17 protein-coding genes and 2 pseudogenes are annotated in these 19748 nt (G+C 36.3%); 13 read left to right on the top strand and 6 right to left on the bottom strand.

All coding sequences use genetic code 11. The features are described from left to right. Positions 1-205 precede the first annotated feature (205 nt). On the top strand, positions 206-1156 hold the full coding sequence (locus ACYSNO_RS08155; protein ID WP_461730583.1) for a glycosyltransferase family 2 protein: 951 nt from the start codon (positions 206-208) through the stop codon (positions 1154-1156). A 202-nt stretch (positions 1157-1358) separates the two neighbouring features. After that, positions 1359-2693, top strand: coding sequence for a H2O-forming NADH oxidase (gene nox, locus ACYSNO_RS08150; protein ID WP_461730582.1), 1335 nt, complete (start codon positions 1359-1361; stop codon positions 2691-2693). Positions 2694-2722: 29 nt separating this feature from the next. Here the strand turns inward: nox and ACYSNO_RS08145 are convergent, their stop codons facing one another. Continuing rightward, positions 2723-3142, bottom strand: a complete 420-nt coding sequence (locus tag ACYSNO_RS08145; RefSeq protein WP_461730581.1) for a DUF1801 domain-containing protein — start codon at positions 3140-3142, stop codon at positions 2723-2725. 308 nt (positions 3143-3450) lie between these two features. Here ACYSNO_RS08145 and infC point away from each other — a divergent pair, with 308 nt between their 5' ends. The 5 genes from infC to ACYSNO_RS08120 all read left to right on the top strand — a co-directional run bounded on the left by infC (position 3451) and on the right by ACYSNO_RS08120 (position 5900). Then, positions 3451-3972, top strand: a complete 522-nt coding sequence (gene infC / locus ACYSNO_RS08140) for a translation initiation factor IF-3 (RefSeq protein WP_461730580.1) — start codon at positions 3451-3453, stop codon at positions 3970-3972. A gap of 68 nt (positions 3973-4040) precedes the next feature. Then, positions 4041-4241: a 50S ribosomal protein L35 gene (gene rpmI / locus ACYSNO_RS08135; protein WP_461730579.1), complete on the top strand. Its 201-nt coding sequence runs from the start codon at positions 4041-4043 to the stop codon at positions 4239-4241. Positions 4242-4314: 73 nt separating this feature from the next. Continuing rightward, on the top strand, positions 4315-4674 hold the full coding sequence (gene rplT, locus ACYSNO_RS08130) for a 50S ribosomal protein L20 (RefSeq protein ID WP_461730578.1): 360 nt from the start codon (positions 4315-4317) through the stop codon (positions 4672-4674). Positions 4675-4812: 138 nt separating this feature from the next. Further along, the gene (locus tag ACYSNO_RS08125; protein ID WP_461730577.1) at positions 4813-5256 is read left to right on the top strand and encodes a DUF3290 domain-containing protein; all 444 of its coding nucleotides are present in this window, start codon (positions 4813-4815) and stop codon (positions 5254-5256) included. Positions 5257-5267: 11 nt separating this feature from the next. Beyond that, entirely contained in the window at positions 5268-5900 is a 633-nt protein-coding gene (locus ACYSNO_RS08120; protein ID WP_461730576.1) for a DUF421 domain-containing protein, read from the top strand. On the opposite strand, the gene ACYSNO_RS08115 is transcribed toward ACYSNO_RS08120, so the two are convergent. From ACYSNO_RS08115 to ACYSNO_RS08100, 4 genes are all read right to left on the bottom strand, one after another. Next, the gene (locus tag ACYSNO_RS08115; RefSeq protein WP_461730575.1) at positions 5894-6922 is read right to left on the bottom strand and encodes an ISL3 family transposase; all 1029 of its coding nucleotides are present in this window, start codon (positions 6920-6922) and stop codon (positions 5894-5896) included. The two genes, ACYSNO_RS08120 and ACYSNO_RS08115, sit on opposite strands and share 7 nt — an antisense overlap. Positions 6923-7088: 166 nt before the next feature. Then, positions 7089-8618 carry a response regulator gene (locus tag ACYSNO_RS08110; protein WP_461730574.1) on the bottom strand — a complete coding sequence of 510 codons (1530 nt, stop codon included), beginning with the start codon at positions 8616-8618 and terminating at the stop codon, positions 7089-7091. Then, a complete protein-coding gene (locus ACYSNO_RS08105; protein WP_461730573.1) occupies positions 8611-10539 on the bottom strand; it encodes a cache domain-containing sensor histidine kinase in 1929 nt (642 codons plus the stop codon). The genes ACYSNO_RS08110 and ACYSNO_RS08105 overlap by 8 nt, the downstream gene beginning before the upstream one ends. Before the next feature lie 207 nt (positions 10540-10746). Further along, positions 10747-12117 (bottom strand): extracellular solute-binding protein, encoded by a 1371-nt coding sequence (locus tag ACYSNO_RS08100; protein ID WP_461730572.1) that lies wholly within the window; start codon positions 12115-12117, stop codon positions 10747-10749. 236 nt (positions 12118-12353) lie between these two features. Between ACYSNO_RS08100 and ACYSNO_RS08095 the strand changes: the two genes are divergently transcribed. The 4 genes from ACYSNO_RS08095 to ACYSNO_RS08080 are packed head-to-tail and all read left to right on the top strand — an operon-like array spanning position 12354 to position 18089. Then, positions 12354-13241, top strand: coding sequence for a carbohydrate ABC transporter permease (locus ACYSNO_RS08095; protein ID WP_461730571.1), 888 nt, complete (start codon positions 12354-12356; stop codon positions 13239-13241). Between the two features lie 3 nt (positions 13242-13244). Beyond that, the gene (locus ACYSNO_RS08090) at positions 13245-14591 is read left to right on the top strand and encodes a carbohydrate ABC transporter permease (RefSeq protein ID WP_461730570.1); all 1347 of its coding nucleotides are present in this window, start codon (positions 13245-13247) and stop codon (positions 14589-14591) included. 14 nt (positions 14592-14605) lie between these two features. Then, positions 14606-15820: an RICIN domain-containing protein gene (locus ACYSNO_RS08085; RefSeq protein ID WP_461730569.1), complete on the top strand. Its 1215-nt coding sequence runs from the start codon at positions 14606-14608 to the stop codon at positions 15818-15820. 16 nt (positions 15821-15836) lie between these two features. Next, entirely contained in the window at positions 15837-18089 is a 2253-nt protein-coding gene (locus ACYSNO_RS08080) for an alpha-galactosidase (protein ID WP_461730568.1), read from the top strand. Positions 18090-18319: 230 nt separating this feature from the next. Here ACYSNO_RS08080 and ACYSNO_RS08075 read toward each other — a convergent pair. Beyond that, a pseudogene (locus ACYSNO_RS08075) lies at positions 18320-18455 on the bottom strand (IS3 family transposase); the annotation flags it as partial. A gap of 294 nt (positions 18456-18749) precedes the next feature. Here ACYSNO_RS08075 and ACYSNO_RS08070 point away from each other — a divergent pair. Beyond that, positions 18750-19127 (top strand): annotated as a pseudogene (locus ACYSNO_RS08070) (DUF421 domain-containing protein); the annotation flags it as partial. Positions 19128-19146: 19 nt separating this feature from the next. Next, a complete protein-coding gene (locus tag ACYSNO_RS08065; protein ID WP_461730567.1) occupies positions 19147-19620 on the top strand; it encodes a nucleoside deaminase in 474 nt (157 codons plus the stop codon). Positions 19621-19748 lie beyond the last annotated feature (128 nt).

Here is a 19748-nt window from a genome sequence, read left to right as displayed (position 1 = left end):
AGTGGCATTCGTTAAGCCTAAGTCTTCATTTTTAAGTAGAATGCTAACAAAAATTAACACAATTGTCACAAACAAAGGTGTTTCTCGTAGAAAAAGAGTGCGGGTTCAAAAAAGTGGGTCGAGCATTGTAAAAAAAAACGGACGTTAATTGGTAAAAAAGAGTATAATAAGGAACAGAAGTCAAAAAGAAGAAGAGAGGGTTCTCATGCTATCAATTGTAGTTCCTTGTTATAATGAAGAAGCCACGATCGAATTGTTTATCGAAGCAGTGGAACGGGTGATGCAAGGACACCCACAAAAAGTCGAGTATATTTTTGTTAATGATGGATCAAAAGACGGGACTTTAGCTGAATTGAAAAAGTGGCACCTTGCTCGGCCTGAAACGGTTCGTTACCTTTCGTTTTCACGGAATTTTGGTAAAGAAGCAGCCCTTTATGCAGGCTTACAGCATGCAAAAGGAGATTTGGTGACGGTCATGGATGCAGATTTACAAGATCCACCAGAGCTACTCCCGCAAATGATTGAAATGATCGAAACAAAGCCAATTGACTGTGTTGGTACCCGACGAAAAGATCGTCGAGGAGAACCTGTCATCCGAAGTTTCTTCTCGCGGCTATTTTATAAGATGATTAATCGATTTAGTGAAACGAAGATGGTGGATGGAGCTAGAGACTTTCGTTTAATGACACGTCAGATGGTAGATGGTATTTTGGAAGTTTCAGAATATAACCGATTCTCAAAAGGTATTTTTAGTTGGGTTGGTTTTGAAACAGAATATCTATCTTATGAAAATCGAGAAAGAGTGGCAGGCGAAACTTCGTGGTCCTTTTTTAGCTTGCTGAAATATTCTTTGGATGGTGTGGTCAATTTTTCAGAAGTCCCATTGAAATTCGCCTCTTGGATTGGTGCAATCTCTTGTATCGGGTCTGGGTTGGCACTACTGATTATCGTCATTCGAACATTAGTTTTTGGTGATCCAACGAGTGGTTGGCCATCGATGGTTTCGATGATGCTTTTTGTCGGAGGCGTTCAGTTGATGTGTTTAGGTATTATCGGAAACTATATTGGAAAAATTTTCTTAGAAACAAAAAAACGTCCGATTTATTTAATTAAAGAAGCGAGTGACGACAAGATAAAAGGAGACAGCAAGGAATAAGCTGTTTCCTTTTTTTAATTTTTTCTTAATGAATGTATTTTCACAAACTATAAAAATAAAAGAAATAGATTGACGTGAATCGTGATTATAACAGGGTTTGCAACGAAACTCTCAATTATTTCTCTTGTGTAAAAAAACTTGATAGTTTCTCAATTCACATGCTAGGTATACTAAGTTTGTAAATTAAGAGGAGGAACAAACAATGACAAAAACAGTAATTATCGGTTCAAACCACGCAGGGATTGCCGCAGCCAATACACTTTTAGATAAATTTGAAAACCAAGAAGTCGTTTTAATTGAAAAAACAGACCATATTAGCTACTTAAGCTGTGGAACTGCTCTTTGGGTAGGTCGTCAAATTGAAGCGTACGATGGGCTATTTTATACAGATAGTGAAGAGTTTCAAGCGAAAGGTGCAACAATCCATATGTCAACAGATGTCACTGATGTTGACTACGCAAACAAGACGGTTCATTGTGTATCTGCAGATGGCAAAGAATGGGATGAAAGCTATGATAAACTTGTTTTAGCAACCGGTTCTTTACCAATCGCTCCGAAAGTTCCAGGGCATGACTTGAAAAATATCCAGTTCATGAAAAAATTCCATGAAGGTCAAATGATCGATCAATTATTAGATCAAGAAGACGTGAAAAATGTAGCAGTGATTGGTGCAGGCTACATTGGTGTGGAAATTGCAGAAGCAGCAAAACGTCGTGGAAAAAATGTATTATTATTTGATGCAGCCGATCGTTCGTTACCAAACTACTACGACAAATGGTTTACAGATGACATGGACAAAAACTTAGCGGATAACGGCATTGAACTTCACTTAGGGGAGTTAGTGGAGGAATACCGTGGAACGGATAAAGTAGAAGCGGTTGTCACAGCAAAAGGTGTCTACGAAGTGGATGTGGTCATCAATGCGATTGGTTTCCGTCCAAATAGTGAACTTGGGAAAGACCATCTAGAAAAATTTGTTAATGGCGCGTACTTAGTCGATCGTCATCAACAAACAAGTGATCCAGACGTTTACGCTGTAGGGGATTGTGCAACAGTCTTCTCAAACTCCTTACAAGATACAGCTTACATCGCTTTAGCAAGTAACGCGGTTCGCAGTGGTTTAGTTGCAGGAGAAAACATTGGTGGAAACAAAATTGAATCACCAGGAGTGCAAGGCTCAAACGGGATTACAATTTTTGACTTACACATGGTATCAACAGGTTACTCTGTTTTATCTGCGCCACGTTTTGGTTTAGACGTGAAATATACAGATATTGAAGATACACAAAAACCAGCCTTCATGAAAAATAATGACAACGTGAAAACACGGATCGTTTACGATGCAAAAACACGTCGTATTGTTGGGGCTCAAATGTCTTCAACAACTTCAGAGATTGGTATGGCAATTCACATGTTCTCATTAGCAATTGCGAAACAAGTAACGATTGATGAGTTAGCATTATTAGACTTATTCTTCTTACCTCACTACAACCAACCATATAACTACATTAACAAAGCGGCGGCTGCTGCAGAATAATCGGATAAAGCAAACAACGTCGAAGGCAATTAAGCTTCGACGTTGTTTTTTTGCGCTTCGTTCCAAGCGATACTGTCATTGACGATGGCCTCTAGGACTTCAAAATCAATTTTCTTTACATTTCTGAAACGCAAACAAATTTTCCCAATATTTGATTTTGCGAAGTGTGTTTCATAAGAACGTAAAATTGGTTGGCCGTGCTTTTTTCCTCCTATATAGAAGGAAAGATTATTTTTTTGTGGTGCAAGACCAATTAAAGAGTCGTAAACATCGCCTTTTTCGGCATTGGCAAGGTGGCCGTAACCAATGAGGGTAATAGTCTCGCTTTGAATTAAGCGTCGCTCAAGTTGCGGGAACGTTTCTTGCATCCAATGATCGAGCGTCAGAAACATCTCTTCGTGGGGACTCGTATGGATCAGTTCTTCAATCGAGTTGGCAGGAACGTGCATGGGAATTTCTCCTTTCATTTAACGTAGAGTTATGTTGAGTTTAGCACAAGCTGGTTTTCTTTACGAAGAAAAGAAACTGAAAAAAACATGAAAGAAAACATTGACTCGACTGCAATAAGATGCTATACTATTGTAGTTGAGAAATGAAAGAAGGAGCACCCGCTTCTCGCCTGAGGGATTGTATCGCTGGGCAGAATAGGATTTCAGACTAGACTAGGCTGGAGTACGCGCGGGTTCTGATATAGAACTCGTTTTTTTGTATTTCCAAGCTAAAGTGGCTTTCTTTCTCGCAAAAAACTTGGAGGTGAATGACCATAGCAAAAGATATGATGGTAAACGACGGCATTCGTGCTCGCGAATTACGATTGATTGATCAAGATGGTGAACAACTTGGAGTAAAATCAAAGGCAGAAGCATTAAGCCTTGCTGAAAAAGCAAACTTAGATGTTGTCTTGGTTGCCCCAAATGCCAACCCGCCAGTTGCACGTATTATGGACTACGGAAAACATCGCTTTGACATGCAAAAGCGTGAAAGAGATGCCCGTAAGAAACAAAAAGTGATTAACGTTAAAGAAGTTCGCTTAAGTCCAACGATTGATGTTCATGATTTCGAAACAAAACTTCGCAATGCACGTAAGTTCCTTGAAAAAGGCGATAAAGTAAAAGCTTCTATTCGTTTTAAAGGACGTGCCATTACCCATAAAGAAATTGGTCAGAAAGTCTTGGATCGCTTGGCGGAAGAAACAACAGATATTGCAACGGTTGAACAAAAAGCGAAAATGGATGGACGCAGCATGTTCTTAGTGCTCGCTCCAAAAGGCGACAAGTAAATAGCGGCTCACTCAAAAAATGAGTGAAATAGTCAGATTAATGAAAGATTTTGAGGAGGAAATTAGTTATGCCAAAACAAAAAACACACCGCGGATTAGCAAAACGCGTTAAACGTACTGGTTCAGGCGGATTAAAGAGATTCCGTGCGTTCACAAGCCACCGTTTCCACGGTAAAACAAAGAAACAACGCCGTCAATTACGTAAAGCGAGCATGGTTTCAAAAGGCGATTACAAACGCATTCGTCAATTATTAACTCGCATGAAATAATTGAGTTTAATCAAGCTTTAAACAAATCAAAAAAATCAAGAGAAGATTTATTTATATTTAGGAGGAATTAAACATGGCACGTGTTAAAGGTGGAGCAGTAACTCGTCAACGTCGTAAAAAAGTGCTTAAATTAGCAAAAGGTTACTACGGGTCGAAACATACTTTATTTAAAACAGCAAAAGAACAAGTAATGAAATCATATAGCTACGCATACCGCGATCGTCGTCAAAAGAAACGCGATTTCCGTAAATTATGGATTGCACGTATTAACGCTGCAGCTCGTATGAACGGCCTAAGCTATTCAAAATTAATGCACGGATTGAAATTGGCAGAAATTGATATCAACCGCAAAATGTTAGCTGACTTAGCAGTACATGATGCAGCTGCATTTACTTCATTAGCAGACCAAGCGAAAGATGCTTTGGCGAAATAATGGCACATCTACCTCATTCTTAGGAATGGGGTATTTTTTTATTTGTGCTTAAAATGAAAAATAAAAAAACGCCCTTTTTTAAAAACATGGTAAAATAGAAAATAAAGAACTTTATTTTATGAAAAGGAGCGAGACGGCATGGATTTTTATGGAATTGGCTATCTAGAAGCGCAGTCAGGGATCAATGATTTTATCAAATACATTTTTATCTTTAGCGTACTCTTTGTTTTTGTTATAGTCTTTAGTTTTTATTTACGCCATCAAATTCAAAAGAAATATCGAGACTTAAGTCTTTTAGTCTTTTTGTTATTATTATTTTTATCTGGCGTACAATATTCCGAATACAAGGGCAGTCAAAATCGGCATTCAGAGTCATCACAAATGGTAAATTTTGTGGAACAAGTCGCAGCAGAAAATCAACTTCAAACCAGTGATATTTATGTCAATGCCACACAATTACGTGATGGCGTCATTGTGAAAATTGCTGACGAATACTACCGAACGATTTTAAGTAATGAGCGAAATACCTATATGCTTGAACGGACGTATTTACTAAATCCAACGATTCATCTCGTTGAATAAGGAGGAAGAAAATGTCATTTTATAGCCCAATTATCTTAAAACTTGCTTTAGGAATTATGTGCTTGGTACTCCAAATTAATTTATTAGGCAAAGCAAATCTGGCACCAACCTCTGCCATGGATCAAATTCAAAACTATGTCTTAGGTGGAATTATTGGTGGGATTATCTATAGCGATTCGATTTCAATTTTGCAATTTATTTTAGTTCTATTGATTTGGACGATTTTAGTTTTGTCTTTGAAATTTGCGAAAGAACACAATCGACACATTAAGAATTTGATTGACGGCCGCCCCAAAACGCTGATTCATAATGGGAAGGTCGATGTAAATGAATGCTTACGTTCAGGGATTTCAGCGAATGATTTAATGTTTAAACTACGGGCAAATAGCATTTACGAAATTGAAACCGTAAAAAAAGCAGTGTTGGAACAAAATGGTCAGTTAACGATTATTGAGTATGGCGATGATATGATCCGTTATCCGATTATCGTAGATGGTCAAGCCAATAACGACGTGTTAGAATTAATTAAAAGAGACGAAGAATGGTTACTTGCTAGTATTCAAGAAAAAGGTTTTGATAAAATTAGTGAGATTTATTTAGGGGAATATCTTTCGGGAAAATTAAATTTGTATAGTTATCAATAACAGGAAAAGGTGGAAGAAAATGAATCATCAAAAATATTTACAACGTTTATTTCAGTTTGAGTCAAGTGATCCTTACTTAAAGGAAGGGCAAAGGAAGGGCGCCAATAACGTTTTTCCCAGTCTAAGTCTCTATTTTTCTTTTGAAGCAATTTCCAATATTTTTTTAAGTGTTTATGTCGTTTGTTAGACGGAGAAAATCGCTTCATAATCACAATTCGACGACTTTGAAAGGACTTTCCGATTAGTTGAACAATATGAAATCGATCAATTAATACTTTCGCTTCAGGAAAAAGTTCTTTTGTTAAAGAAATATAAGGAGCATAAAAGTCAGTAACAACGATTTTTACTTGGTTTCGATCGTTCAAGGAATATCGTTGAAAATAAGCTTCAAGTTTTACTTTTCGTCGATCTTCCAAGATATCTAATAACCACGTGTATTCACCGTCCATTAGAATACGGCTCATTGCGCCTTCGGTAAAAGCGCCTGATTTAAATTCATCAAAACAAAGAACCTTTGGAAGCTCTTGCTTTTCTGGTAATCTGGGCTGATAAAAATATCTAAGAACTCTTAAGACAGTCATTGTAGCCACACCGATTTGTTTGGCGATATAAGTCATCGATACGTTATCTTCTAACATTGTAGCGATTTTTAACTTCACTCGATTGGAGATTGAGCAGTTAAAACGAGTTAAAGTTGATTCTGCAGTAAAAGTTTGATCGCAGCATTTACATTTGAATCGCTGCTTTTTTAGACGGAGGTATGTTTTATATTCTGAAACCTTGTTTAATTGAGTCATTACTGTTTTGAATCCCCACTTAATTAAGGATTTTCTGTTTTTCTCTCTGCGTTTTAAACAAGCCTGTGACTGATAAGAAAGGACACCATTGAAAACATGACATATTTCCCCTTTATAAGCTTCTTTTGAATAGATACCTAGGCCATCGGTAGCCTCATTTGTAGGAAAAGTAATATTAAAGTCTAGAATATCTAGGATTTCTCTGATAAAATGAGTACTGGACATCTTGAACACTCCTTTAGTTTGGTTTTCGACGACTTTATTCTAACGGATTTCAAGGTGTCTGTTTAGTTATATGCACAAAAAAAGTGCTGGTAAGTTTCTACCAACACTAGAAAGTATAGAGCCGTTTTAAGCAGTCGATAGGATAAAGAAATAGAAATCCTACTTGTTAAAGTAAGATTTCTATTTCTTTATCGTGAGACATTGATTGAGATTTTCGGAACTCGGTGGGGGTGACCCCAACTGTTTCTTTAAAGAGGCGAGTGAAATACCGTGAGTTATCATAACCAACTTGTTCTGCAATTTGATAAATTTTTAAATTCGATTGGCGAAGAAGTTTTTTCGCATGCTCCAGACGCAGCTGAGTGAGATAGTCAATAAAATTTTGTCCAGTTTTTTGTTTGAATAAACGACTTAAGTAGACAGTAGTGACAAAAAAATGCTCAGATAAAATTTGTAAACTAATATTCTCCATAAAGTGGATAGCCAAGTAATTCTTAATTTGTGTAATCAGTTCACCTTCCATTTTTTGAGATTGAGCTTGTCGTAGCTCATTAAATAATTCTTCAATAAACTTTAATAAAAGTGACTCAATTCGAAAAAAGTCTGTTTCTTGATAAATTTGAAAGAGAAACTGACTAAACTTATGGTGTGTTTGTTCCATTGCTGGGAAAAGACGATGGCGAAGCATCTGTAATTCGAGAAGTAAGTTAGTCCCGAATTGATGACAAAGATCCAAGGTAAAGGAATGGCTCTGGGAAATATCCGCCATAAAATGTTGAAGCTGTTGCACAATAGAATCTAAGGACGAATTTGTGACGAAAGATTCAATAAATTGTTGAATCCATTGCTCTTGGTTCGTATTGGCCTCGACGAACAGTTCTTCAATTTGTTGGTAAAAAAGTGGTTGATAATTGTGGCGGATTTTTTGATAATTCGCAGCCTTTCTCGCTTGGATGCTCGCTTTTTTTAGTGATTTTCCATCGGAAAGCTTTTTTGAAATGCCAACAAATAGTTGATTTTGTTGGCAAAACAATGAGGCGTGTTGGATGAATTCTTGCCAATTCAACGTAATTTCAGCTGAAATGAGTAATAAAAAGCATTCTTTTTGAGTATAAGGCACGAAAATAGCTTGCTGGACAATCAAAGTAGCTACTTCTTTTTTTAGTTGTTCGATTTCTAGAGAAAACTCAGATGAAAGATGTAACAAGTATGCAGTTTGTCCATTTAACAGTGGATAATTGGAATCATAACCATTAATATAGTTCATAATCATTAAAGGGGTAAGTATTTGGCTATTCTTTCGCTGGATTGCAGCTTGTTCTTCTTCCAACTGCTGACCAATTTTTGCCAGACGTTCATGAATCGCTGGGAAATGAACGGGTTTCGTCAAGTAATCGAGTGCACCAAGCCGCATTGCCGTTTGGGCGTAGGAAAAATCACTGTGGCTTGAAAGAATCATTGTTTTAACTTGAGGGTACTCAACAGTCAGTACTTCTAAAAGGTCTAGTCCATTTTGAACGGGTATTTGAATATCGGTAATAATCAAGTCAATTGATTGTTCTTCTAAAACAATTAGCGCACGCGCAACACTCGTCACACCTGCAATGACTTCAAAGTGGTGTTTTTCCCATTCAACAAATCGCTGTAAACCTTGTAGGACAAATTCTTCATCATCGACCAATAAAACTTTATACATCAATTTTCTCCCTTCGTTCAATTGGAATAGTTAGTAGTATGCAAGTTCCGGTTGATTTAGAGGAAAATAGTTGTAGCCCATATTCATCCCCGTAGTATAACTTGCAACGTTGGTTTACGTTTTTTAAACCAATATTATTTTTCCCCATCTCATTTTGATTTAAATTCGCTTCAATTTCAGCTAACTTACTTGCATCAAATCCAACACCGTTATCACGGATCGCGATTTGTAATGTTTGGTTCTCATGTTCTTTAAAAGAAATATGAATCGATTTCTCCGATTCTTCTTTATCTGGAAAGGCATGTTTAATGGTGTTTTCAATAATGGGTTGGATTGTAAAGCAAGGGATAAGGTAGGTAGAAACAGTTGCCAATCCATCAACTTTGAACTTGATTTTATTAAGGTAACGATAATTCATGACATCAAGATAAACTTGGGCGCTCTGGATACTTTCTTCAATGGTTTCTTTGTTTTGGCTCCCTTTTGTCATCATTCGCAGTAGTTGGCAAAATTTCTCAATCATTTCAGGTGATTTCCCTTGTCCATCAGAGTCGTAAAGGGCTTGCCAACGAATCATATCCAAGGTATTGTACAAAAAATGTGGACTAATTTGCATTTGTAGTGCATCAAGTTGGGCGGATTTTTCACTTAACTGGGCGTTTTTTTCTTTAATTTCAGAGAGATAGACTTGATTGATCAGCGTTCTTGTTTGAATCACCATATCGTCAAAAGCGATACAAAGTTGCCCAATTTCATCTTGTGACTTTGGTCGGTAACTCACAGAAAAATCACCTTCACCCACTTTTTTGGTAGTAGCAATTAGTTTCTTAACCGGTCTTGATACACTAGAAGAAACAAGATAGAAGCCAAAGAGACCAATAAGTAAAAACAAAAAAAGAATGGCTAGATTTGTATTACGAATTTGATTAATCTGAGCAAAAACTTGTTTTTTGTAGGTCAAGTTTACAAGATAAAAGGGAGAAGAAACTTTACCTAGATAGTTAACAAGTATTTTTTCCTGTCCATTGTTGAGTGTCATGCTTCCTTCACGTGTGTTAAAAATCATTTTTTTAAAGTTTTTGGTATCGTTTGGAAAAGGAGGAGACAAAAAAGAAGAGTTAATCCCCTCTAATAACCCTTGATTGCCTAAAATAAACGTATTACCATTTGTAGAACCAGAAAATTCTTTTAATAATTGTGAAAAGTAAGTCGGATAAATACAAGCGATAACCATCCCAATTGGCTCTTTTGAGAAAGAGTCTTTGATTTGATAGCTAAGAGTGATACAACCAATAATTCCAATTGTTTCATTGGTCGACTCGAAAAAATATTGACTCGTCTCACTAGTAGAGTCTAACCAGACAGGATAACCATTCGCCTTGACGGTCTTTTGATAAAGTTGACTTGTTTTAAAGGCACTTCGATTGGGAATAGTGATTGTTTGATTGAATTCACCATCATATTTAGCTACGCCATACTGTGTATCTTCTGTTAAAAGAAGTAAGGCCTTGATACCACTACTTTGCTTTTGATGTTGTGTAAGTGTGGATAAGAGAAAATCTTCTTTCTTTTTGAATTGTGTTAGTTGTTCAGAATCTTCAAGAGTTCCACCTTGTATGAGGGATTGATTTTCTTTTACAGCATTTAAAACAGCCTGATCGCTTAAAAGTCGTAACATAATTTTTTCGTAATTGGCGAGTTGTTCCTCGACTTTATAACTGGCATTTTGAACGAGTATGGAAGAATAACGAGTATGTTCACTTTGTGCTTGTTTTCCATAGTAATACTGATTAAAAAAAGTAATAAAGACTGTTGGGATAATTAATAAGGCACTAAAAAAAAGAAAGAGTCTTGGAAAAATAGTCATTTTTCGAATTGTACGAACCCAGTATTTAAATTGTTTACGGAAAAAAGTAATCATTTAAAGCACCTCGAAAGATTTTTTAGAATTTTACAATAGAATTTAAAAGATAAAAAATCATTATAAGAAGAGTATAAAGTAAATAAAGCGCTTAATAAATACTTTTATCTAAATTAATTTCTTCAAAAAAGCCAAATAAAGACAAAACCTCCTTGGAATCTGTCTTTGTTTGGCTTTTTTAGTATTTAAAAAAGGGGAAATTGTGAATTATTCAATAAAATTTGCTTCATTAAAACCTGGAAGAGCTTCTTTTTCGGCTAGTTCTTGTGCTGCAGCAAATTCTTTTTCGGCATCGGCATTAGGATTGGCTAAAATGGCTTGAACAGCACGATCCACATAAGTACCAAAGTCTGCTTTTCCGTAAAATTCTAAACGACCATTTTCACTAACTGCATCCAAGACTGCATTATACTCTTCTGGAAACTCTGCAAAGTCTGTGATTTTCATATCCGTACGAGGAATCATTACAGGAGCGATAGAACCTTTACTTGCAAGGTTTTCATAGTGAGCGCTGCGTTGTTCTTTACTTGAGTACCAGCTAATGTACTCCCAAGCTGCATCTTTTTTCGCTTGGTCTGTTTTAGCATTGATGACGTAGGTTGTTCCAGCAATCGCCGTTGTTTGTTTTCCAGCAGGGCCAGCAGGTGGAAGTGCGAGACCTAAGTTGTCAATGTCCATACCGTTATTTGAAACGTCGACTACCCAGTCTGTCGCAAACGGCATTAACGAAATTTTATCTTGACTAAATTGTGTTAAGAGGTCACCAAATTTTAATGTACGGTCACTTTGTAAAACTTTATTTTTTGCTAATTCTTGGTAGTAATTGGCAGCTTTAATGACAGCTGGATCAGTGAATGTTAAAGTTGCAGTTCCATCTGGATTTTGTTGTGTTAAATCGCCACCAGCTTGCCAAACGTAATATTGGAAGAACCAATCTGTCCATTCAGCAGTTAACGTGGCATAGCCTGTAATCTGCTTATCAGGGTTATTGACTTTTTTAGCTACCTCAAGTGCTTCTTCCCAAGTCGTAGGAACAGTCTCAATTTCTTGTTCATTGAGTAATTTCTTATTGTAACCAAATAGCATCGGATTTACTTGAATTGGTAAGCCGTAGTAGTTGTCGTTTTTTTTAAACATGTCTAAATAAGCGGTGTCAAGTGCTTTTGTATCTTCCCATTTATCTAAATACGGGTTAAGTGATTCAGCAATCCCGGCACTAATAAACTTGTCCATTACGGTAAAGGAAGCTTCGATAAAATCTGGAGCGGTTCCAGCTGCCACTGCTTGATAAAATTCATTCCCAGGATCTCCTTCTTTGACAACTTTATTCAAAGTAATCCAAGGATGTTCCTCCAAAAACTCTTTTTCTTGTTCGTCCGCAAATTCATCTACATTTCGACTCGTTTGCCAAACTGTTAGTTCGACTTTTTCCTTGTCATTTGCTTTTGATTCACTCATGTTTTCTTCTGGTTTATCTGTAGAAACGGTTTTGTTCTCACTTGAACCACAGCCCACAAGTAAACTAGAAGTTAGTGCAATTCCTAACAATGAAGCAAACCATTTTGTTTTGTTTCCCATAATCCATTCTCCTTTTTTATTGAAATGATGTGCACCTTTATTGTACGAGTAATATTTTAAAATGTAAGTACATTAATTTTACCTTATTGAGAGGCAAATTTAACCTTTTTATTTTTAATCTTCTTTTGAACAAAGATAAGTTAATAATAGGGCACCAAGGGATTAAGATTTACTCTCGCTTTATCTTGCATTCTCTTTAGAATAGAGATAACGAAGAAAACAAGGAGATGAAGAACATGCACGAACAAAAATACTTCGGATATTTTTGGCGTCAAAAGATGACACCGTGGTTTATTTTGACCGTACCGATGCTATTTACTTTATGGTTAAAATACTATCCGATTTTGAAAGCAATTTATATTTCATTTTTTGACTATGATCCGATCCATAAGCCAGGAATTTTTGTCGGATTAAAAAATTATCAAACCATGTTTGGGACACAATACTACTGGGAAGCATGGCAAAACACGGCAGTTTTTCTACTGCTCCAAATTTCAATGACCTTTTTAATTCCGATTTTTCAAGCCCTTTTTTTAAATGAATTAGCACGGATGAAAGGCATTGTTTCAACGTTATATGTTTTGCCAGTCTTAATTCCTACGACGATTAACGTCATTATTTGGCGTTGGGTATGGCATCCTGATTATGGAGTTGCCAATCAAATTGTTAAATTTTTTGGTGGGCAGCCACAATTATGGTTAAGTGATCCTGCACTTGTCAAGTTTTGTATTATTTTTCCAGGGATAATTGGTGGAGGAGTCGGTGTGCTTCTTTACTTGTCAGCAATTCAAAATATCTCAGAAGATGTGATTGAATCAGCTGCACTCGATGGCTGTACGGGTTGGAAACGAATTTGGTATATTATTTTACCAAATATTCGATTTATCGTCTTCATTCAATTAGTTATCGCAATCGCGGCTTCCATTCAATTATTGGATGCGCCGTATATGTTTACAGCAGGTGGGCCAAGTGGTGCGTCAACAACGCAAGGGATTTATATCTATAATGCCTTTAATAAAGATTACAATTATGGTCGAGGATCGGCGGCTTCCGTTATTCTAATGGTCGTGGCACTTGTCGTAACAGCCATTCAAATGCATTTTGAAAAAGCAGGGGAGGAGTAAGAGATGAAAAAGAAAGAATTTCAATTAACTGGTAGTGATAAATCATTAAAAGTAACGGCAATCATTATTACGATTTTATCGGCTATTGTCATCTTATTTCCTTTTGCATTAACAGTGAGCAACGCGATGAAAGACAATGCAAGAATTTACGATTCGCCGCCAAGATTACTACCAGAAGCGGCTCAATCACTTAGTTTGGTCGTTGATTACAGCCAAGTCGGAATGATGAGTAATGACGAATTGGAGTCGTTGATTCAGACCGATATGATTAGTAGCCTATTTGGTATTTACACAAAATTAAATCGTGAATCGATCTTTGAAACACGATTTTATGGTGTGAAAGACGGAAAGACGATTTTTTCAAGTCGCGTTCATCAAGTACAACTTCAGATGGAAAAAGATTATGGTGTCTTTAAAGGTGTTGTTTTAAAAAATCAGACGATTCGTTATAAAAATCGTACAGAAAAAGCAGCGAATCAATTAGGTTATATCTTTGATGCGAATGGCTTAAAAGATGTTACAGCGCCAGATAGTTTGCAAAAAGACACATTTGATAAAGTTTATCCGGTTCTGACTGAAAAATTTAAGACCGATGGCGAGTTGATTGCTGTTAGTCAAAAGCGTAATAACTGGTTATTACTTGAAAGTTTTGTTCATTACATGAAATTGCCAAAATACATTTATGGCAAGAATCCAACAATCGCAAAATATGGCTTTATGGTTTTTGTGCTGAATACAATCATTGTCATTACATTTGCTATTGTCGCGCAAACATTACTATGTTCTATTTCAGCCTTTGTGATTAGTCATTTATTAAGTCCACGAGCTGGTCGGATGGTGTTATTGTATTTTTTAGGGGCGATGATGATTCCATTTGTCAGTATCATGCTGCCACAGTTAATTATGTATAAAGACATGGGTGCTTATAATAACTATGCCGCACTATTATTACCGTTCTTGTATCCGTATGGTTTTTACGTTTTCTTGTTTAAGGGATTTTTTGACCGCATTCCAAGTGCCTTTTTTGAAGCAGCACGCTTAGATGGTGCCTCAAATTTTTACCTCTATTCAAAAATTTGTATGCCGTTATCAAAACCGATTATTTCAATGATTGCTTTACAAACTTTTCTTGGGAATTGGAATGACTTTTTCTGGGCGTGGCTTGTCACAGAAAGACAAGACCGTTGGACATTGAATGTGGCACTCTATAATATTGCCAATAATGCCGGTACAAAACAAAATGCTTTAATGGGAATCGCCTTTGTGACCATCTTGCCGGTCATTATTGTGACACTCTTATTTTCAAAACAGCTAAAAGCGAGCATTATGTCGTCAGGTGTGAAGGGATAGAAAGGAGGAAAGTGATGAATAAAAAACTTTATGCAGGTGTAGTTTTCATTATAGCATCTCTATTTATTAATATCAGGGTTGATGCTGAGACAACAGGATGGACTCTTTTACCAGATGCTTCAGATGAATTTTTAGGGAGTCATTTAGATGAAACAAAATGGAAAAAAGGGATTTGGTATGATACCTCATCAAGTTTGGCGTTTAAAGATGAAAATGTCTATCTTTTAGAAGGAAATATGGTAATAGAGGCGAAAAAAGAAAATTATAGAGGAAAAAATTATACAATAGGAGCAGTTGAATCTAAATTTGATGTTCCAGGAAGTGCTACTTATGTAGAAGTTCGTGCAAAAGTATTGAATAAGTCAGCGAATATTTTAAGTGCTATTTGGTTACAAAGTTCACCATTATCTAAGTATTTGAATCCTAACCCCGAAATTGATGTGATGGAAACCTTCAATTATACGCATATGACGAGTACACTCCATACCTGGGATCAAGAACCAGCTATTCATTTTCAACGAGGAAAAAACAGTTGGAATACAGGGGTAGTAGATATGAGTCAAGAGTATCATACATATGGACTTGAAAGAAATGAAAACAAATTACGCTTTTATTTTGATAGACAGCTAGTTTGGGAAAAAGAAACAAACATTAGTTCCTTTGTTGAACTATCTCGTCATTTAGTTCTGAGTTTAGAAGGTCATTTGGGAAAACCAAATGACAAATACCTTCCAGAAAAATACTTAATTGATTACGTTCGAACTTATTATAATAGTTCTTTTTTAGATATTCCTCAAGATGGAGAGTATCAACTAATGAATAAAAAAAGTGGAATGGTTTTATCAACAACTCCAGGAAATAATCAGCTGAAAAGTCAACTTATTCAAACAAGTAATCAAAATTTAGCAACTCAAACTTGGATTTTAGAAGGGAAAAAATTGGGGAGATATACGTTACAAAATAAAGCAAACCAATTATTTGTTGATTTGAAAGAAGACGTAGGAGTGAATCAAAATGGTAATCCCATTATTCAATATACGGGGCATGGAAAATCTAATCAGGAATGGTTTATCATTCCAACGACTCAAGGAGCATTTAAAATTGTTTCCTCTTTAAGTGGTAAGAGCTTAGCCGTAAAAGATGCTTCAATAAAAGAAAATGCATTTATAATACAATGGACTTATGAAGATAATGAGGATCTAAATGATGAATGGATTTTGATTAAATAAATAAAAGGAGAGAAAAATGAACGCAACGATTGAATGGAATCAAGAAAGCCAAACGTTTCATCTAACAAACGATTGGCTAAGCTATGTAATTCAAATTGATTCATTAGGGAAGTTACTTCAGTTGTATTTTGGCAAGCCTGTTCCTTTACAAGTGGATTATCGTTACTTAGTGGAACATGCGAACCGTCCGATGGCAGTGAGTGAAAAGAAAGAATCAATTCTTTATTCTTATGAACATTTAAAACAAGAATTTCCTGAACGAGGATCAAGTGATTATCGACAAATCGCCATTGAAATTTGCCAGGAAAATGGTTCACAATCAAGTGATTTTCAATATTTGAAGCATAAAATTTTCCCGGGTAAACCAACAATTCCAGGATTGCCAGCGAGTTATTTAGAGGATGACTCAGAAGGACAAACGTTACAAATTCATTGCTATGATCAGGTGATGCAAGCCGAAATTATCTTGAGTTATACACTCTTTTCACGTCAAGCAATCATCACAAGAAATGTGTCTATCCATAATAAAGGTAAGCAAACACTACAAATTGAGCGATTGATGGCCTTGAATTTAGACTTACCTGATAGTTGCTATCAAATGTTACAACTAGATGGTGCTTGGGGGCGAGAACGTCATCTAAATCAAAGAGAACTATCCCCTGGTATTCAAAGTATTGCCTCGAATCGAGGGCATAGTAGTCATAATCATAATCCATTTTTAGCACTTAAACGAACGGAAACAACAGAATTTTCAGGTGAAGCAATTGGGGTTGCTTTCGTTTATTCAGGTGATTTTCTCGCCCAAGTACAAGTCGATACTTATCAAACGACACGTTTACAAATGGGAATGAATTCCGAAACGTTTAGCTGGCAACTGAAACCAGAAGAAATTTTCTATAGCCCAGAAGCGGTACTTATTTATTCTTCCAATGGTCTGAATGCAATGAGTCAGCAATTTCATCAATTTGCAAATCAACACCTTGTTCGTGGTCCGTGGAAACAGAAAGAACGTCCTGTTTTATTGAATAATTGGGAAGCAACTTATTTTGATTTTACTGAAGAAAAATTACGTCAACTTGCAACTGAAGCACAGGATTTAGGGGTTGAATTATTTGTGTTAGATGATGGCTGGTTTGGGAAACGAAATTCTGACCATCAAGGATTAGGAGATTGGTGGGTCAATCAAAAAAAGTTGCCAAGTGGCCTTGCCGGATTGGCAAAAGAAGTCAACCAATTAGGCTTGCAATTTGGAGTATGGATTGAACCAGAAATGGTCAACTCTGATTCTGATTTTTATCGTAAGCATCCTGATTGGGCATTTCATCTTCCGCAAAGAAGACAACGAGAAGGACGCAATCAGTTAGTCTTAAATTTTTCACGTCCAGAAGTCGTAGAAGCGGTTTATCAACAGTTGACACAAACATTCAAAGATGCGAATATCCGTTACGTTAAATGGGATATGAATCGAAGTCACTCAGAAGTTTTTGACGCACTTAAAACAAAAGAACAACAAAAAGAGTTGAATCATCGTTATCTGCTAGGAGTTTATGAATTGTATGAACGTTTAAGAAGTGATTTTCCCGAAATCTTATTTGAATCTTGTGCTTCGGGTGGTGGACGTTTTGATTTGGGAATGCTTTATTATGCCCCACAGACTTGGGCAAGCGATTGTTCTGATGCTGTTGAACGCTTAAAGATTCAGTATGGAACAAGTTTTATCTATCCATTGTCTTCAATTGGAGCACATGTTTCAATTGTTCCCAACCATCAGACAAATCGAAAAACGAGTTTACAAATGCGCAATGATGTTGCAATGTTTGGCGTGTATGGCTATGAGCTTGATTTAGCAGCCTTGAGTGTTAAAGAAAAACAACAAATCAAAAAGAATATTCAGTTGTATAAACAGTATCGTAGAGTTTTTCAATTTGGGAATTTCTATCGCTTATTGTCACCTTTTGATAGTAATGAGACAGCTTGGATGGTTGTTTCAGAAGATGAGAAAACAGTCATTGTCGGCTGGTATCAAGTACTAAATGAGGTCAATGGTCCCTATAAGCGACTATACTTAACAGGCTTAGATAAAAACGGTGATTATTTCTGGGTGAATCAACCTGAAAAAGATATTAAGAAGAAAAGTTATTCGGGAGCGGAATTGATGCATGCCGGTTGGGTGACAACAACTGCTGCTGCGGGGCAATACCACCCAGAATTGAATTTAGCTGAATCAACGGACTTTATGTCAAAAATAGTTATTTTTGAAAAAGAGTGACAAAAAAACAAAACCCCTCCACCGATACGAATCAGATTGGTAGAGGGGTTTTGTTTATCAATAATTAGTAAGGTTGGAATGGCAATACTTTTCTAGACAGAAATGATAAGGTCTATTTATGGCACCATATCCAGTTGTCCTTGACAACGGGTCTCCTCGAAACGGTTTTCTTAGAGGCGTATTCACTTTGAATAAAATAAGCCGCTCTACCAGAAACTAACTGATTCTTGCTCATTATCAAATTCTTTTTCACGATCGGTATGGAAGTATTCAACATCTTGAAGTGAGCAAGGAATGCTTTGAATGGTTTTTTTTACAAGATGTGCATCTTTTTTCTCAAGAATAACCAATAATTTCACGATTAAATCAATATTGAATTCATTCTTTTTTTTTTGGTGTTAAATTATCTTTTTCTCAAAATGATCCAGAGGTGTTAGCTTGTTTTCCCCATTTATCAAAAGTAGAAGAGGTTAAATCATACTCTTTGACAATATCGCTTCTCTTTTTCCCAGAATCATATAATTAAATGATTTGATTTTTAAACCCTTTAGTTAAATATTCGACGTAGTTTTCTTTCTGAAGTTAAAAATTCCTCTAATGTGTTTCTTTATATTTTACACACCTTATTTTTACTGTCTAGCGCGATGTAACCTATCCAACATTAAAAATTTGATTGACGGCCGCCCCAAAACGCTAATTCATAATGGGAAGGTCGATGTAAATGAATGCTTACGTTCAGGGATTTCAGCGAATGATTTAATGTTTAAACTTCGGGCAAATAGCATTTACGAAATTGAAACCGTAAAAAAAGCAGTGTTGGAACAAAATGGTCAGTTAACGATTATTGAGTATGGCGATGATATGATCCGTTATCCGATTATCGTAGATGGTCAAGCCAATAACGACGTGTTAGAATTAATTAAAAGAGACGAAGAATGGTTACTTGCTAGTATTCAAGAAAAAGGTTTTGATAAAATTAGTGAGATTTATTTAGGGGAATATCTTTCGGGAAAATTAAATTTGTATAGTTATCAATAACAGGAAAAGGTGGAAGAAAATGAATCATCAAAAATATTTACAACGTTGTATTGAAATTTCAGAAAATGCAAGGAAAAATGGCAACACTCCATTTGGTGCGCTCTTGGTTGATAAAACAGGAAAGATTTTATTAGAACAAGAAAACATTGAAATTACCGAACATATTTGTACCGGTCATGCAGAGACAACACTCGCCGCTCGTGCTTCACAAAAATACGAAAAAGAATTTTTATGGGATTGTACCTTATATACAACGGCTGAACCTTGTGTCATGTGTACAGGCTCTATTTATTGGGCGAATATCGGAAAGATTGTTTACGCCATGTCCGAAGTGAAACTCTTGGAACTAACCGGTAGCAATGACCAAAATCCAACCTTCAGTTTATCTTCTAGAGACGTGATTCAACAAGGTCAAAAAGACATTCAAGTCCTGGGTCCCTTCCCTGAATTGGAAGTTGCGGCAGCAAAAGTACATGAAGGGTATTGGGAGTGAACTACTCACCACTTAGCTAAACCTGAAGGTTCTTAACGCTTGAAGTGGGAGCTTCTTGGGAATAGAGCATACTTGATAGCTTATTTCTTCACTAACAGCGGTTTCTCTTATTTACCAAGCTATCCCCG

The organism is Enterococcus sp. LJL98 (assembly GCF_054871745.1).
The sequence above is the reverse complement of the archived record's forward strand: the minus strand, read 5'-3'. Positions and strand labels throughout refer to the sequence as shown.

Coding starts and splice junctions, on each gene's coding strand:
- ACYSNO_RS08155 (WP_461730583.1), top strand. CDS start 206: ATGCTATCAATTGTAGTTCCTTGTTATAATGAAGAAGCCACGATCGAA.
- nox (WP_461730582.1), top strand. CDS start 1,359: ATGACAAAAACAGTAATTATCGGTTCAAACCACGCAGGGATTGCCGCA.
- ACYSNO_RS08145 (WP_461730581.1), bottom strand. CDS start 3,142: ATGCACGTTCCTGCCAACTCGATTGAAGAACTGATCCATACGAGTCCC.
- infC (WP_461730580.1), top strand. CDS start 3,451: ATGACCATAGCAAAAGATATGATGGTAAACGACGGCATTCGTGCTCGC.
- rpmI (WP_461730579.1), top strand. CDS start 4,041: ATGCCAAAACAAAAAACACACCGCGGATTAGCAAAACGCGTTAAACGT.
- rplT (WP_461730578.1), top strand. CDS start 4,315: ATGGCACGTGTTAAAGGTGGAGCAGTAACTCGTCAACGTCGTAAAAAA.
- ACYSNO_RS08125 (WP_461730577.1), top strand. CDS start 4,813: ATGGATTTTTATGGAATTGGCTATCTAGAAGCGCAGTCAGGGATCAAT.
- ACYSNO_RS08120 (WP_461730576.1), top strand. CDS start 5,268: ATGTCATTTTATAGCCCAATTATCTTAAAACTTGCTTTAGGAATTATG.
- ACYSNO_RS08115 (WP_461730575.1), bottom strand. CDS start 6,922: ATGTCCAGTACTCATTTTATCAGAGAAATCCTAGATATTCTAGACTTT.
- ACYSNO_RS08110 (WP_461730574.1), bottom strand. CDS start 8,618: ATGTATAAAGTTTTATTGGTCGATGATGAAGAATTTGTCCTACAAGGT.
- ACYSNO_RS08105 (WP_461730573.1), bottom strand. CDS start 10,539: ATGATTACTTTTTTCCGTAAACAATTTAAATACTGGGTTCGTACAATT.
- ACYSNO_RS08100 (WP_461730572.1), bottom strand. CDS start 12,117: ATGGGAAACAAAACAAAATGGTTTGCTTCATTGTTAGGAATTGCACTA.
- ACYSNO_RS08095 (WP_461730571.1), top strand. CDS start 12,354: ATGCACGAACAAAAATACTTCGGATATTTTTGGCGTCAAAAGATGACA.
- ACYSNO_RS08090 (WP_461730570.1), top strand. CDS start 13,245: ATGAAAAAGAAAGAATTTCAATTAACTGGTAGTGATAAATCATTAAAA.
- ACYSNO_RS08085 (WP_461730569.1), top strand. CDS start 14,606: ATGAATAAAAAACTTTATGCAGGTGTAGTTTTCATTATAGCATCTCTA.
- ACYSNO_RS08080 (WP_461730568.1), top strand. CDS start 15,837: ATGAACGCAACGATTGAATGGAATCAAGAAAGCCAAACGTTTCATCTA.
- ACYSNO_RS08065 (WP_461730567.1), top strand. CDS start 19,147: ATGAATCATCAAAAATATTTACAACGTTGTATTGAAATTTCAGAAAAT.